Genomic DNA, 14,845 nt, shown 5'->3' on the forward strand with positions numbered 1-14,845 from the left:
GCAACTTAGTCAAAACATTAATCAGGCGCGATTCCCTTGGGCAAACGCTGATCAATTACCCGGTAAAGCGCGCTACTCACAGGCCAATTGCGCATAAACCGCGCGCGATCCTTGGCAAACGCCGGGGCGAAACTGCCTAGGGATCCATGCTGGCACATCGAGTCCAGGTCAATCATCACCCAGCGCCCCTCCTGCCAGAACAGATTGCGCCCCTTGAAATCACCATGACTGATCCGCTCGCGAATCAGTTCGCCAAACAAGCGCTCCAGGGCCAGCAGTTCCGGCTCGGGCACCTCGCCGTTTTCCACGTACGGCGCCAGATGCTCAATCAGGTCCGGCCCGGTCAAGTGTTCCGTCACCAGATAAGCCCGGCTGCGCAGCCAGAAAAACCGCCGCTCCAGGAGTGCCAGCGGCTTGGGCGTGGCAATTCCCAGGAACGCCAGGCGGTTGCCTTCGCACCAGGCGTGCCAGGCGCGGCTTGGTCGCCAGAAGCGCTTGAGCCAGTGGGCAAAGCCCTTGATATTGTAACGCTTGATCACCAGCGGACGGCCCGCGACATCCACCCTGGCCACCGTGGCCGAGGCGCCGGCCTTGTACATTTGGCCCTGGTCGATAAACGCATCGACCTGCGCCAGCACCGGCAGCAGGGTTACTTCTTCTTCACGACGGATCGCCCGCAGCCCAAAGGCCCCGCGCACGACACTGAACAAGGTACATTCGCGGCCAACCTTGCCCAGGAAGTCTTTCAGGCGCCAGGCCCGGACTTTGCGCACCTGCTTTTGCAGGGCTTCAAGGGGCAAGGCGTGCTCGCCATTGCTTAACAGGTAATGCACCAGCAATTCTTCGGTAAACGGCTCAAGGTTGCTCGGCAACTGGGCAAAAAACACCCCGAGGTTTTCCAGTACTCGGTTGCGTGACAGGGGGTTTCCCGCCTGTTCGACGCAGATCCCGCCACCATCGATCAAATACAGTTTTTCGCCCTGGCGCATCAGGTTGTCCAGGTGCAAGTCTTCCTGCCACAGGCCCTTGGCGTGCATCTGTGCAATCGCGCCCAGCGCTTCGGCCAACACAGCCTGCTGTTCATCCGCCAGTGGCGGCATGGCTTCAACAGCCGCCCAGGCCTCAGCCAGGCTTTGTGCACCTTCGAGAAATTCGAACAGCAGCCAGCCGCCCTCACCGTCTTGCAGACCGTCAGCCAGCAACAGCGGCGTGCTCAGGCCTTGTTCGGCCAGCAGGCGCACACCCTGGAGTTCACGCTGGAAATGCCGGGCAGCGCTGCCACCCACCAGCAACTTGGCCAGCACCGGCCGGCCGCGCCAGATAGCCGCGCCCACATAACGCTGGCCCGGCAACACCCGCAGCAGGCTCAGCAGTTGCAATTGCCCAGGCCCCGCCGCATCCGCCAACTCAATACTCAAGGGCAGCGCCGGGGTGCGCCCGGCGTTTTTGAGTTCAGACAGGCGCATCAGCGGGCCTCCTTGTGACTGCGCCGACCCGCCAGGAGCTGCGCCCAGTTATCGACCAACGAGCTATCCAGAGGCTGATCGAGGTAGGCCGCCAGAAACTGTCGTACTTGCTCTTGCGACCACGCCCCGGCGCGGCGCAGCAGTGGCTCAAGGTCCTTGACCCGATCGCGCCGGCCCAGCAACAGCGGCCGGGTTTTTTCCAGGTCGATCAACTGCGCCGCGTAACCGTCGCCGGTGGCCTGCAGGAAGATATGCTTGGGGTAAAAACAGCCATGCACCTGGCCGACGCCATGGAGCTTGCGCGCCAATTGGCCACAGGCCACGAGGATCGCGCGGTGCTGGGCGTCGCTCAGGGTCGACCACTGCTCCAGCAGTGAGTCCAGGTCATTCCAGCCATCCAGCGCGCGGGTCAGCAGCAAGGCGCGGTATTCGCCGGCGACTTTGCGCTCACCATAAAAGGCCGCCTGCAAGGCCGGGATCGCCTTCTGCCGATAGCGGCTGATGTTGCGAAATTCACGGGCAAAGGTCGGCTCGCCAAACGGCCGATGCAGGGTGCGCGTCAGGTAGTTGCTCTGGCGCTTGAGGTAAAAGCCACGGCCTTCCAGCTCCAGGCGAAACACGCTGCTCCAGCCACCGCGACTGGTGTTGGGTTCATCCACCGCATCCAGTTGCCTGGCCCACAGGGCATCGAAATCAGCCAGGCCATGCCGTTCCAGCAATGCCCGGTCTTCAGTTGCCAGGAAGTCGTTCATTCGCGTCCCTCGAAAAACTTCAGCACATGGCGAATCCGTTGCTTGTCCGACACGCTCAAGTGCTTGCGCCGACAATATTGCATGTAGAAACGCAGGCGCTGGGTGGCCGACAGATGGTATTTGGCGACCTTGTCCAGGCACGCCAGGTCCTTGGTGATCCGGTACTTGAGCCAGAACCCGCGCCAGAAGTCGCCGTTGGGGCAGTCGATCAGGTACAGGGTCTGCTGGTCGTCGATCAGCAGGTTGCGCCACTTCAAATCGTTGTGGGTAAACCGCTGGTCGTGCATGGTCCGGGTGTATTCGGCGAGCTGGCGACTGACCTTGTCGACCCACACCGGGTCAGACAGTTGCGGATCCTTGCGCTCGGCCAAGGCTGCCAGGTCTTCGGTCCTGGGCAACTCACGGGTGATCATCGCCCCACGGTCATAGGCCAGGCCCTTGCGCTCCAGGCCCCAGGCCACGACTTCGGCGGTGGGAATGCCCCACTTGGCGAAGCGCTTGAGGTTCTGCCACTCGGACTTGACCCGTGGCTTGCCCAGGTAACGGCGCAAGCCTTTGCCGGCGCCGGTGTAGCGCTTGACGTAATAGTTGACCCCGCCGCGCTCTACACGAATCACTTCGGACAACGGGTCGCGGGTCAGCCGCTCGCCTTGCAGGGCAAACACTGCGTCGAGGCTACCAAAATCGTCCACAAGCTCCGAGTAAGCAGGTTCCAGGTTCCAACCCGCCATCAGAGCGCGCCTCCGTACCGGACTTTGCGGTCATAGAGCTTGCTGGCCTTGCGCTCCAGCCACTGCAGCAACGCGCCTTCCTCAGCCAGGATCTGGCGCAGGGGCTGCTGGAAGTAGCCTTTGAGGAAGCGCAACTTGTCGCGGCGGGTCAGGCCGATATCCAGGATCGAGAAATACAGGGCCGCCAGGTCCTTGTTGCGCCAGCGCTGGCTGATGCGCGGCCGCACCTGGGCACGGTGCAGGTCGATCACCGAGAGCTTGAAGTCATCGGCCGTCACCGGTTTGTCGGTGTGCAGCAGGAAATGGCAGATGTAGCAGTCGCGATGGTTGACGCCCCCGCGATGCATCATCCCGGTCATGCGCGCTACTTCGGCAATCAGCGCGCGCTTGAGACGCGGCTCTGGCGGTTGCTTGAGCCAGTCCATGCTCAAGTCTTCCAGGCTGATGGTCGGCGCCAGCTCTTCGGTGACAATAAAGGAATGCTGGTCGGCCGGGTTGGCGCCGCGTTCGCCGTAGGCCACGGCGGTCATGGTCGGTACGCCAACTTCGTGCAGGCGCTGAATTGCCTGCCACTCCTGCCCGGCGCCCAGCACCGGCAATTTGGCGGTGAACAGGTTCTTGAAGATTTCACCCCAGCCGATGCCACGGTGGATTTTCACAAAGTAGCCGCGCCCATCCACCTCGGTACGCAAGGTGCGACGGGCTTCCAGTTCACGGTAAACCTCGCCGTCCAACAGCTCGACTTCGGCGAACGCATCGCGCCCGGCCCAAAGGCTTTTGAACGGTTCGGCAAGAATCAACTTCATCAGTGTTGCTCCGCCAGAATTACATCCGCAGCGTGCTGCGGCATGCTATAGAGGTCGGCCGTCTCGGCGAAGGCCAGACCATTGCGGCTCCAGGCCGCACGTTGCTGCTGATCACTGAGCATCCCGGCCAGGTAGTGGTTGAGCTGGGCCTGTTCGAACGGCTCGTCCAGCACGCGCCCGCAATCAGCCTCGCTGATGTAATGGGCATAACCACACACTGCCGTGACCAACACCGGCAACCCGGCCACCACTGCTTCGAGCAGCACAGTCCCGGTATTTTCGTTGTACGCCGGGTGAATCAACAGGTCGGCGCCCAGCAGAAAACGCGGGATATCACTGCGCCCCTTGAGGAACTGCACATTGTCGCCCAGGCCAAGGGTAGCACTCTGCAATTGGAATACTTTGGGGTCGTCCTGGCCAATTACAAACAGGCGGGTGCGTTTTTTCAGATCCGCGGGCAGTGCAGCCAGCGCCTTGAGGCTGCGGTCCACGCCCTTGGTCTTGAAGCCCGAACCGATCTGCACCAGCAGCAAATCGTCGTCCGCCAGGTTGAATTCGGCGCGGAACCCGGCACGAATCTCGGCCGCATTCGGCGGCGCCCGACGATCCTGGGCAATGCCCGGCGGCAACAGGTGGAAGCGCTCCAGCGGCGTGTCGTAATGCTTGATAAACAGCGGCTGCTGGACCTCGGAGATCATCAGGACTTCAGTCTTGGCGTCCTTGGCAAACACCGCGCGCTCGTACTCGGAAAAGTGCCGGTAGCGACCAAAACTGCGGTACAGCGAGTGGCGCAGGTTTTGCGCCTTGTCTTCAAAACAGCCGTCTGCCGCGTAGTACACATCCAGGCCTGGCATTTTGTTGAAGCCGATCAAGCGGTCCACCGGGCGCTTGGCCAGGTCAGCCTGCATCCAGGCGGTCAGCTTCTCGTTGCGGCGGTGGTTGAAGAACGCCTTGACCGGCGCCACCAGCACTTCAAAGCCTGGCGGGATGTCGCCTTCCCAGATCAGGGTATAGACACGGATCTGGTGGCCGCGCTGCTGGCACTCAAGGGCAATGCGCATGAAGTCGCGCTGCAAGCCACCAAAGGGGAAATATTTGTACAGAACAAATGCCAGTTGCATCAGTGCAGCTCCTCAGCCAATAACAACGTGCTCAGTCGGCTGGCCACACGCTCAGGGTTCAGGCGAGTAAAGCACAGTGGCCACTCGCGCTTGAGATCAAACCGACGCTGGTCTTCAGCGGTCGGTTGGTAGGTGCATTTCTTTTGCAGGCATGGCGCGCAGGGGAAATCGCTGCCCAGATGGATCTGCGCCTTGCCATAGGCACCGGTCAGGCCCGGGTTGGTTGGGCCGAACAGGGAAATCGTCGGTACATCCAGTGCAGCCGCCAGATGCCCCAGGCCGGTATCCACGGCAACACAGGCCCGGGCGCTAGCCAGGACCCGCGCCACACCGGCCAGATTCAATTTAGGCAACACTTCGGCGTTGGCCAGGCCTTGGGCCAGGCGCTCGGCACGGGCTTTTTCGGCGGCATTACCCCACGGCAACTTCACATCCACGCCCAGGCTGCCCATGCGCTCGGCCAGGTCGCGCCAGTAGGCTTCGGGCCAATGCTTGGTGTCCCAGGTGGTGCCATGAAGCAGCAGCACGAATGGTTTTTTCGGCGGCAGGCCCAGCAGTTTTTCGGTGCTCAGGCCGTAATCCCCCAGGCCCTTGGGCAGGTCATAACCCAGGGCCACGGCGAACAACTGGCGCAAGCGCTCAACCGCATGCTGGCCACGGGCAACCGCCAGGCGACGGGAATAAAAGCGTGCGGCGATTGGCTCGCGGGCCGACTGCTTGTCGAAGCCGGCCACCGGCGCCCGCACATAGCGGGTCAGCCAGGCGCTTTTGAGCAAGCCCTGGGCGTCGATCACCAGGTCATATTTGGTGGACTGGACCTGCTTCTTGAAGCGCCGCCACTCGCCGCTCTTGAAGGTCTGCCAGAGGTTCTTGCGCCAGCGGCGAATCGCTACCGGGATCACCTTGTCCACCGCCGGATGCCAGGTGGGGATTTCGGCGAAGCCTTCTTCCACCACCCAGTCGAAACGAATCCCCGGAATCGCCCGGGCCGCGTCGGTCAATGCCGGCAAGGCGTGAATCACATCGCCCAGGGATGAGGTCTTGATTACCAGTACCCGCAACTCAGTGAACCTCGACCACGTTGCCCTGCAACCGCTGCAAGGCTTCAGCCACCGGTTCTGGCAGCAATTGGCGCAGGCAATTGTAGTGACCGAAACGGCAGGTGCGGTCAAAACAGGGACTGCAATCGAGGCCCAGGCGCACCACTTCGACCTTGTCGGCCAACGGCGGCGTAAAGCCTGGCGAAGTGGAACCATACACCGCCACCAGCGGGCGGTTCAGCGCAGCAGCCACGTGCATCAGGCCGGAGTCGTTGGACACCACCGAATCGGCACAGGACAGCAGGTCAATGGCCTCGGCCAGCGAGGTATCGCCACTGAGGTTGACCGCTTCTTCGCGCAGGCCGGGGATCAGGCGCTGGCGGATGTCTTCACCCACCGAATGATCGTTTTTCGAGCCAAACAGCCAGACTTGCCAGCCTTCGCGGATTTTCAGCTCGGCAACCTTGGCGTAATGCTCCGACGGCCAACGCTTGGACTCGCCAAACTCGGCACCAGGGCACAGCGCCAGCACCGGCCGGTCCAGGGTCAGGCCGAACTTGACCAGGGCCGCATCGCGGGTAACCGGGTCGATTTGCAGGCTCGGGCGTGGATACGGCGTCGGTAACTCGGCATCGGGCGCGTAGGCCAGGGCCATGAAGCGCTCGATCATCAGCGGGTAGCGGGCCTTGTCGAGCTTGCGCACATCATTGAGCAAGCCATAGCGGAACTCGCCGCGCCAGCCGGTGCGCTTGGGGATGCCGGCGAAGAACGGCACCAGCGCCGACTTCATCGAGTTGGGCAGCAGGATCGCCTGATCATACTGGCCGGCCAGGGACTTGCCGATCCGCCGTCGGGTCGCCAGCTCCAGCGCGCCATGGCCGAGCGGGAAGCTCAAGGCCTGGCGCACCTCGGGCATGCGCTCCAGGATCGGCCGGCTCCACTCGGGGGCGAGCACGTCGATTTGGCAGTCGGGATGACGCTGTTTCAGGCACTGGAACAGTGTCTGCGCCATCACCATGTCACCGACCCAACTGGGCCCAACGATCAAAATATTCATGTAGTTTCCACAAACGATTCGGGGAGGCTCATGCCTCCCCGCCTCGATAATTACTGTAGGTCACGGTTTGTGTGGGAGCGGGCTTGCCCGCGATAGCATCACCACGTGCTGCCAGCCAGACCGCAGCGCCTGCATCGCGGGCAAGCCCGCTCCCACATAAAGCCGGTCTCCACATTCAATTGGGGTCGCTGTAGTGTTTTAGCTTAACCCCAGCTCATGCCAGATCCGTTTCACCTGGCGCCGTTCGTCAGCAAACTGATCTCCTGCAACCACCCCAGCCTCGTTCTGCAAGGCCTGGCGATGGGCCGCCGAGCGATAGGCCTTATACACCTCACGCAACAGGTGGGCATCGGCGGCGGGCATCAGCCCGACCTGCTCCAGGCCTTCCAGGATGCGGATGTTATCGGTATAGCGCAGCAACGATGGATGTTGCGCAGACCACGCCAAAGCGGCGTATTGCACCATAAATTCAATATCGACGATACCTCCGGCGTCCTGCTTGAGATCGAACACCGCCGTGGGCTCGAAGGCATTCGCCGCTGTGCCGGCCCCGGTCGACTTGGTGCCCAGGTTGTCGCGCATCTTGGCGCGCATCTCGCTGACCTCCTGGCGCAGCTTCGCCAGGTCCTGCGTGCGCCCCAACACCTGCGCCCGCACGCCTTCAAACGCGCGGCCCACATCCTGACTGCCGACCAATACCCGCGCCCGCACCAGGGCCTGATGCTCCCAGGTCCAGGCCTCGTTTTCCTGATAGCGGGCAAAGGCGCCCAGGGAGCTGACCAGCAGCCCGGATGCGCCAGAAGGTCGCAGGCGCATATCCACTTCGTACAATTGCCCGGAGTTGGTCTGGGTGGTCAACAGGTGAATGATCCGCTGGCCCAGGCGCGTAAAGAACTGCGCACCATCGATTGGCTTGGCGCCATCGGTTTCGGCCTGCGGGTCACCGTCATGGATAAACACCAGGTCCAGGTCCGAGCCATGGCCCAGCTCGATGCCGCCGACCTTGCCATAGCCGACGATGATAAATCCGGGATCGCACAAGGTGCCGTCCAGGCGCTGCGGCGTACCGTGGCGGGCCACGGTCTGGCGCCAGGCCAGGGCCAGCACTTGCTCAAGAATCGCCTCGGCGAGCCAGGTCAGGTAATCGCTGACTTTCATCAAGGGCAGGCTGCCGGCGATTTCCGACGCGGCGACCCGCAGGCGGTGCGCCAACTTGAAGTGGCGCAAGGCCTCCATCTGCTGCTCAAGATCATCCTCAGGGATGCGCGTCAGGCGCTCGCGCAATTCGGCAGCCAACTCCGGCGCCAACGGCGGCTTGAACAGGCGGCCTTCGTTAAGCAACTCGTCCAGCAGCAATGGGAAGCGGGTGATCTGCTCGGCAATCCACGGGCTGGCGGCGCATAGGGTCAACAGCCGACGCAGGGCGTCAGGGTTTTCCGTCAACAGCACCAGATACGCAGAACGTCGGGCGACGGCTTCTACCAGCGGCAGTACGCGCTCCAGCACCAGGTCCGGGTTGGCGTGCTCGACCGCCTGGGCCAACAGGCGCGGGATGAATGCGTCCAGACGCTCACGCCCCAGGCGCTGCATCGCCCGCAGTTGCGGGCTACTGCGCAGGCCGGCCAAGGCTTTCAGGGCCTTGGGCGCGTCGGCAAAGCCGCCTTCAGCCAATTGGCGACAGGCAGCCTCTTCATTTTGGGATTCTTCCCACAGGGGCAACCACTCGCCGCCGACCACCAATTCGCTTTCTGCACCGTCCTCTTCGTCCGGATCGGCAATCACCTGACGGAAATGCCAGTCCACCCGGCCACGCCAGTACATCAATTGCTCATGGAACGCGGTCCAATTGGCAAAGCCCAGCATGAACGCAATTCGCGCCTGGTCTTCGTCATTGTTAGGCAGCATCTGTGTCTGACGGTCGGCGATGGCCTGGATCGCATGTTCGGTGTAGCGCAGGAATTCATAGCCGCTGCGCAACTCGGCAATCACCGCCGGCGGCAGGTAGCCCTGGCCTTCCAGGGTACCCAGCACCTTCAACAATGGCCGTTGTTGCAGGCTCAGGTCACGACCGCCGTGGATCAACTGGAACGCCTGGGCGATAAACTCCACCTCGCGGATGCCACCTGCGCCCAGCTTGATATTCTCGGCCATGCCCTTGCGCCGCACTTCCTGCTGGATCAGCTGCTTCATGGTGCGCAGCGCTTCGATGGCGGAAAAGTCCAGGTAGCGCCGGTAAACGAACGGACGCAACAGATCGAGCAACTGCGCGCCGGCCTGTTGGTCGCCGGCCACCACCCGCGCCTTGATCATCGCGTAGCGTTCCCAGTCGCGGCCCTGATCCTGGTAGTACTGCTCCAATGCATTGAAACTGAGCACCAGCGCCCCGGCCGAACCATAGGGCCGCAGGCGCATGTCGACACGGAACACAAAGCCGTCGACGGTCATCGGGTCCAGGGCCTTGATCAGTTTCTGGCCCAGGCGGATAAAGAACTCCTGGTTATCCAGGGCACGCTTGGCGCCCACGGTCTCGCCGCCTTCGGGGTAGGCGAAGATCAGGTCGATGTCCGACGACAGGTTCAACTCCACCGCGCCCAGCTTGCCCATGCCGAGGATGACCATCTGCTGCGGCTCGCCGCTGCGCCCGCCGGTGGGGGTGCCGAATTGCGCGCAGTGGCGCTGGTACAACCACTGGTACGCCTGGTCGATGCTGGCATCGGCCATGTCCGACAGGTCACGGCAGGTCTGCACCAGGTCCGCCTGTCGGGTGAGGTCGCGCCAGATAATCCGCACTTGCTGGCGAGTGCGTTGGCGACGCAGCACGCGGCCCAGTTCATCTTCTGTTTCAGCCTGTTGCACCGCTGCGGCAATCTGCCCGCACAGTTCATCGGGCGCAAAGCCGCGGTCCAGCTCGCCCCTGGCCACCAGTTCGAGCAACATCAAAGGGTCACGAACACTCTGTTCAATGACGAAATCACTGGCAGCGCATACCCGGGAAAAGTCAGCCCAGCGTTGCGGCGTCCACGCGGACAGGCCATGATCGGCATCCAGCATGGCCACCGCGTCACGAAATGACTGCTCAGCCCTGCTCGCAAATGGCAACAGAATGGCTGGGAGTTCAACCAGCATTGGAAGGCTCATGGTCTATCCTTGATCGGCGCGCAAATGGCTTGTGGCTGTGAACGCAAGAACCGCGCGCGATGAAGGACTGTCGAACAAAAGTTAGAAATAGCTGAAAAAACATTAATTTTGGCAGGCAACATTAAACTTCTACCTTTTCTCGTTCGCAAAAGATCAACAATAACGATTATGCTCACCAGCCAGACCGAGCCATACGCTCAGTCTTGTGTAGTTTTACTACTCGTATATACATTCGAAAGGCTGAAATGGCCGACGATTTGTAGTAAAACTACAGGACGCCGAAGCAACCTTCGGCCATCCAAGAATTTATGTCGTCTGCCCACAAGGCCAGTCGCAAACTTCAGGCAACCGATTCTGGTAGCCTTTCCGCCCTGGAGCAAGCCATGCAAGACCTCGATCCCGTCGAAACCCAGGAATGGCTGGACGCCCTGGAATCGGTTCTCGATAAAGAAGGCGAAGACCGTGCTCACTACCTGATGACCCGTATGGGCGAACTCGCGACCCGCAGCGGCTCGCAACTGCCCTACGCCATCACCACGCCATACCGCAACACCATCCCTGTTACCCACGAAGCACGCATGCCTGGCGACCTGTTCATGGAACGCCGCATTCGCTCGCTGGTACGCTGGAACGCGATGGCGATGGTTATGCGCACGAACTTGAAAGATTCTGACCTGGGCGGTCACATCTCCAGCTTCGCTTCCAGCGCAACCCTGTATGACATCGGCTTCAACTACTTCTTCCAGGCCCCGACCGACGAACACGGCGGCGACCTGATCTACTTCCAGGGTCACACCTCGCCAGGCGTCTACGCCCGTGCGTTCATGGAAGGTCGCATCACCGAAGACCAGATGAACAACTTCCGCCAGGAAGTCGACGGTGGCGGCCTGTCGTCGTACCCGCACCCTTGGCTGATGCCTGACTTCTGGCAGTTCCCGACCGTTTCCATGGGGCTGGGCCCGATCCAGGCGATCTACCAGGCACGTTTCATGAAGTACCTGGAAGCCCGCGGCTTCATCCCCGAAGGCAAGCAGAAGGTCTGGTGCTTCCTGGGCGACGGCGAGTGCGACGAGCCGGAATCCCTGGGCGCTATCTCCCTGGCCGGCCGCGAGAAGCTGGACAACCTGATCTTCGTCATCAACTGCAACCTGCAGCGTCTCGACGGCCCGGTTCGCGGCAACGGCAAGATCATCCAGGAACTCGAAGGCGTGTTCCGCGGTGCTCAGTGGAACGTGACCAAAGTCATCTGGGGCCGTTTCTGGGACCCACTGCTGGCCAAGGACGTCGACGGCATCCTGCAACGTCGCATGGACGAAGTCATCGACGGCGAGTACCAGAACTACAAGGCCAAAGACGGCGCGTTCGTACGTGAACACTTCTTCAACACGCCTGAACTCAAGGCGATGGTTGCCGACCTGTCCGACGACGAGATCTGGAAACTCAACCGTGGCGGCCACGACCCGTACAAGGTCTACGCGGCGTACCACGAAGCGGTCAACCACAAAGAACAACCTACCGTCATCCTGGCCAAGACCATCAAGGGTTATGGCACCGGTGCCGGCGAAGCGAAGAACACTGCGCACAACACCAAGAAAGTCGACGTCGACAGCCTGAAGTTGTTCCGTGACCGCTTCGACATCCCGGTCAAGGATGAAGAGCTGGAGAACCTGCCGTTCTTCAAGCCAGAGCCGAACAGCGCCGAAGCCCGCTACCTCAGCGAGCGTCGCACTGCCCTGGGTGGTTTCGTGCCACAGCGCCGCGCCCAGAGCTTCAGCGTACCGACACCGGACCTCAGCACCCTCAAGGCAATCCTTGATGGTTCGGGCGACCGTGAAATCTCCACCACCATGGCCTTCGTGCGGATCCTCGCGCAGCTGGTCAAGGACAAGGAAATCGGCCCGCGCATCGTCCCGATCATCCCGGACGAAGCCCGTACCTTCGGTATGGAAGGCATGTTCCGTCAGTTGGGCATCTACTCCTCCGTCGGCCAGCTCTACGAGCCAGTCGATAAAGACCAGGTGATGTTCTACAAGGAAGACAAGAAGGGCCAGATCCTCGAAGAAGGCATCAACGAAGCGGGCGCCATGAGCTCCTTCATCGCTGCCGGTACTTCGTACTCCAGCCACAACCAGCCGATGCTGCCGTTCTACATCTTCTACTCGATGTTCGGCTTCCAGCGTATTGGCGACCTGGCTTGGGCAGCAGGCGACAGCCGTACCCGTGGCTTCCTGATCGGCGGCACCGCCGGCCGTACCACGCTGAACGGCGAAGGCCTGCAACACGAAGACGGTCACAGCCACATCCTGGCTGCCACCATCCCGAACTGCCGCACCTTTGATCCAACCTACGGCTACGAGCTGGCGGTGATCATCCAGGACGGCATGAAGAAGATGACCGAAGAGCAGCAGGACGTTTTCTACTACATCACCGTGATGAACGAGTCCTACCAGCAACCTGCCATGCCGGCCGGTGTTGAAGAAGGCATCATCAAGGGCATGTACCTGCTCGAAGAAGACACCAAGGAAGCGGCACACCACGTACAGCTGATGGGCTCCGGCACCATCCTGCGCGAAGTGCGTGAAGCGGCGAAGATCCTGCGTGAAGAGTTCAACGTCGGCGCTGACGTGTGGAGCGTGACCAGCTTCAACGAACTGCGTCGCGACGGCCTGGCCGTGGAGCGCAGCAACCGCCTGCACCCTGGCCAGAAGCCAGCCAAGAGCTATGTCGAAGAGTGCCTGGCCGGCCGTAAAGGTCCAGTCATTGCCTCTACCGACTACATGAAACTGTTTGCTGAACAAATTCGCCAGTGGGTCCCGTCCAAGGAATTCAAAGTCCTGGGCACCGACGGTTTCGGCCGCAGTGACAGCCGCAAGAAGCTGCGTCACTTCTTCGAAGTCGACCGTCACTTCGTGGTGTTGGCAGCCCTGGAAGCCTTGGCTGACCGTGGTGAGATCGAACCCAAGGTGGTGGCTGATGCCATCGTCAAGTTCGGGATCAACCCGGAAAAACGCAACCCACTGGACTGCTGAGGAGACTATCTGTGAGCGAGCTCATTCGCGTACCTGACATCGGCAGCGGTGAAGGTGAAGTAATTGAACTGTTTGTGAAGGTCGGCGACAAAGTCGAAGCCGATCAGAGCATCCTGACCCTGGAGTCGGACAAGGCGAGCATGGAAATCCCTGCTCCCAAGGCCGGCGTGGTCAAAAGCCTGAAAGTGAAGCTGGGCGACCGCTTGAAAGAAGGCGACGAACTGCTTGAGCTGGAAATCGAAGGTGCCGCTGATGCGGCCCCTGCGGCGGCCGCTCCTGCTGCTGCCCCGGCTCCCGCTGAAAAGCCTGCCGCTGCTGCCGAGGCCCCAGCGGCCCCGGCTGCTGCACCTGCCGCCGCTGCTACCGTCCAGGACATTCACATTCCGGACATCGGCTCGTCGGGCAAGGCCAAGATCATCGAGCTGCTGGTTAAAGTCGGCGACACCGTCGAAGCCGACCAGTCGCTGATCACCCTGGAGTCCGACAAGGCCTCCATGGAAATCCCTTCGCCGGCTGCCGGCGTGGTGGAAAGCATTGCCGTGAAGCTGGAAGACGAAGTCGGCACTGGTGACTTCATCCTCAAGCTGAAAGTAGCGGGCGCTGCGGCTCCTGCTGCTGCCGCTCCAGCCGCCGCTGCTCCGGCCGCCAAGGCTGAAGCTGCACCTGCTGCTCCGGCGCCTGCGGCAAAAGCCGAGGCCGCTCCGGCCCCGGCTGCTGCCCCAGCACCAAGCGGTGCCAAGACCCATGCCGGTCCTGCGGTGCGCCAACTGGCCCGTGAATTCGGCGTCGAGTTGAGTGCAGTCAGCCCAACCGGTCCGCACGGTCGTGTGCTCAAGGAAGACGTACAGGTTTACGTCAAATCCATGATGCAAAAAGCCAAGGAAGCTCCGGCTGCCGGCGCTGCTACCGGTGGCTCGGGCATTCCGCCAATCCGCACCGTAGACTTCAGCCGCTTCGGCGAAATCGAAGAAGTGCCGATGACCCGCCTGATGCAAATCGGCGCAGCCGGTCTGCACGCCAGCTGGCTGAACATTCCGCACGTGACTCAGTTCGACCAGGCCGACATCACCGACCTGGAAGCTTTCCGCGTTGCGCAGAAAGCCGTGGCCGAGAAGGCCGGCGTGAAACTGACCGTACTGCCACTGCTGCTCAAGGCCTGTGCGCACCTGCTCAAGGAACTGCCGGACTTCAACAGTTCGCTGGCACCCAGCGGCAAAGCGATCATTCGCAAGAAGTACGTGCACATCGGCTTTGCGGTCGACACCCCGGATGGCTTGCTGGTACCGGTCATCAAGAACGTCGACCAGAAGAGCCTGCTGCAGCTGGCTGGCGAAGCGGCTGCACTGGCTGCCAAGGCCCGTGACAAGAAGCTGACTCCGGACGACATGCAAGGCGCCTGCTTCACTATCTCCAGCCTCGGGCACATCGGCGGCACTGGCTTCACGCCAATCGTCAACGCGCCGGAAGTGGCGATCCTCGGTGTCTCCAAGGCCACCATCCAGCCAGTGTGGGACGGCAAGGCCTTCCAGCCAAAGCTGATGCTACCGCTGTCGTTGTCCTACGATCACCGTGTGATCAATGGCGCGGCCGCTGCACGCTTCACCCAGCGCCTGAGCCAGTTGCTGAACGACATCCGCACGATCCTGCTGTAACCCAACGGGCCTCCCCTTCACCGGGGAGGCCTGGCTGCACCGATTTCCGAGCG

10 protein-coding genes are annotated in these 14,845 nt (G+C 61.7%); 2 read left to right on the top strand and 8 right to left on the bottom strand.

Features of this window, described 5'->3' with window-relative positions:
* Positions 1-17: 17 nt before the first annotated feature.
* The 8 genes from KL786_RS10485 to glnE form a co-directional block, all read right to left on the bottom strand.
* Complete coding sequence (locus tag KL786_RS10485; RefSeq protein ID WP_215517577.1) at positions 18-1,466, bottom strand: lipopolysaccharide kinase InaA family protein; 1,449 nt, start codon at positions 1,464-1,466, stop codon at positions 18-20.
* Positions 1,466-2,218, bottom strand: a complete 753-nt coding sequence (locus KL786_RS10490) for a lipopolysaccharide kinase InaA family protein (protein WP_215517578.1) — start codon at positions 2,216-2,218, stop codon at positions 1,466-1,468. The genes KL786_RS10485 and KL786_RS10490 overlap by 1 nt, the downstream gene beginning before the upstream one ends.
* A complete protein-coding gene (locus tag KL786_RS10495; protein WP_215517579.1) occupies positions 2,215-2,949 on the bottom strand; it encodes a lipopolysaccharide kinase InaA family protein in 735 nt (244 codons plus the stop codon). The genes KL786_RS10490 and KL786_RS10495 overlap by 4 nt, the downstream gene beginning before the upstream one ends.
* On the bottom strand, positions 2,949-3,755 hold the full coding sequence (gene rfaP, locus KL786_RS10500) for a lipopolysaccharide core heptose(I) kinase RfaP (RefSeq protein WP_215517580.1): 807 nt from the start codon (positions 3,753-3,755) through the stop codon (positions 2,949-2,951). The genes KL786_RS10495 and rfaP overlap by 1 nt, the downstream gene beginning before the upstream one ends.
* Positions 3,755-4,876: a glycosyltransferase family 4 protein gene (locus KL786_RS10505; protein WP_215517581.1), complete on the bottom strand. Its 1,122-nt coding sequence runs from the start codon at positions 4,874-4,876 to the stop codon at positions 3,755-3,757. The genes rfaP and KL786_RS10505 overlap by 1 nt, the downstream gene beginning before the upstream one ends.
* Positions 4,876-5,937 (bottom strand): lipopolysaccharide heptosyltransferase I, encoded by a 1,062-nt coding sequence (waaC, locus tag KL786_RS10510; RefSeq protein ID WP_215517582.1) that lies wholly within the window; start codon positions 5,935-5,937, stop codon positions 4,876-4,878. The genes KL786_RS10505 and waaC overlap by 1 nt, the downstream gene beginning before the upstream one ends.
* A gap of 1 nt (position 5,938) precedes the next feature.
* The gene (waaF, locus tag KL786_RS10515) at positions 5,939-6,973 is read right to left on the bottom strand and encodes a lipopolysaccharide heptosyltransferase II (protein WP_215517583.1); all 1,035 of its coding nucleotides are present in this window, start codon (positions 6,971-6,973) and stop codon (positions 5,939-5,941) included.
* Positions 6,974-7,171: 198 nt separating this feature from the next.
* Positions 7,172-10,111 carry a bifunctional [glutamate--ammonia ligase]-adenylyl-L-tyrosine phosphorylase/[glutamate--ammonia-ligase] adenylyltransferase gene (gene glnE / locus KL786_RS10520; RefSeq protein ID WP_215517584.1) on the bottom strand — a complete coding sequence of 980 codons (2,940 nt, stop codon included), beginning with the start codon at positions 10,109-10,111 and terminating at the stop codon, positions 7,172-7,174.
* A 383-nt stretch (positions 10,112-10,494) separates the two neighbouring features.
* On the opposite strand from glnE, the gene aceE reads away from it, so the two are divergent.
* Positions 10,495-13,140 (top strand): pyruvate dehydrogenase (acetyl-transferring), homodimeric type, encoded by a 2,646-nt coding sequence (aceE, locus tag KL786_RS10525; RefSeq protein WP_215517585.1) that lies wholly within the window; start codon positions 10,495-10,497, stop codon positions 13,138-13,140.
* An 11-nt stretch (positions 13,141-13,151) separates the two neighbouring features.
* Positions 13,152-14,792: a dihydrolipoyllysine-residue acetyltransferase gene (aceF, locus tag KL786_RS10530; RefSeq protein ID WP_215517586.1), complete on the top strand. Its 1,641-nt coding sequence runs from the start codon at positions 13,152-13,154 to the stop codon at positions 14,790-14,792.
* The last annotated feature ends 53 nt before the right edge of the window (positions 14,793-14,845 follow it).

Origin of the sequence: Pseudomonas sp. TAE6080, assembly GCF_018732265.1 — a bacterium.
Taxonomy (GTDB): domain Bacteria; phylum Pseudomonadota; class Gammaproteobacteria; order Pseudomonadales; family Pseudomonadaceae; genus Aquipseudomonas; species Aquipseudomonas brenneri.

Coding starts and splice junctions, on each gene's coding strand:
- KL786_RS10485 (WP_215517577.1), bottom strand. CDS start 1,466: ATGCGCCTGTCTGAACTCAAAAACGCCGGGCGCACCCCGGCGCTGCCC.
- KL786_RS10490 (WP_215517578.1), bottom strand. CDS start 2,218: ATGAACGACTTCCTGGCAACTGAAGACCGGGCATTGCTGGAACGGCAT.
- KL786_RS10495 (WP_215517579.1), bottom strand. CDS start 2,949: ATGGCGGGTTGGAACCTGGAACCTGCTTACTCGGAGCTTGTGGACGAT.
- rfaP (WP_215517580.1), bottom strand. CDS start 3,755: ATGAAGTTGATTCTTGCCGAACCGTTCAAAAGCCTTTGGGCCGGGCGC.
- KL786_RS10505 (WP_215517581.1), bottom strand. CDS start 4,876: ATGCAACTGGCATTTGTTCTGTACAAATATTTCCCCTTTGGTGGCTTG.
- waaF (WP_215517583.1), bottom strand. CDS start 6,973: ATGAATATTTTGATCGTTGGGCCCAGTTGGGTCGGTGACATGGTGATG.
- glnE (WP_215517584.1), bottom strand. CDS start 10,111: ATGAGCCTTCCAATGCTGGTTGAACTCCCAGCCATTCTGTTGCCATTT.
- aceE (WP_215517585.1), top strand. CDS start 10,495: ATGCAAGACCTCGATCCCGTCGAAACCCAGGAATGGCTGGACGCCCTG.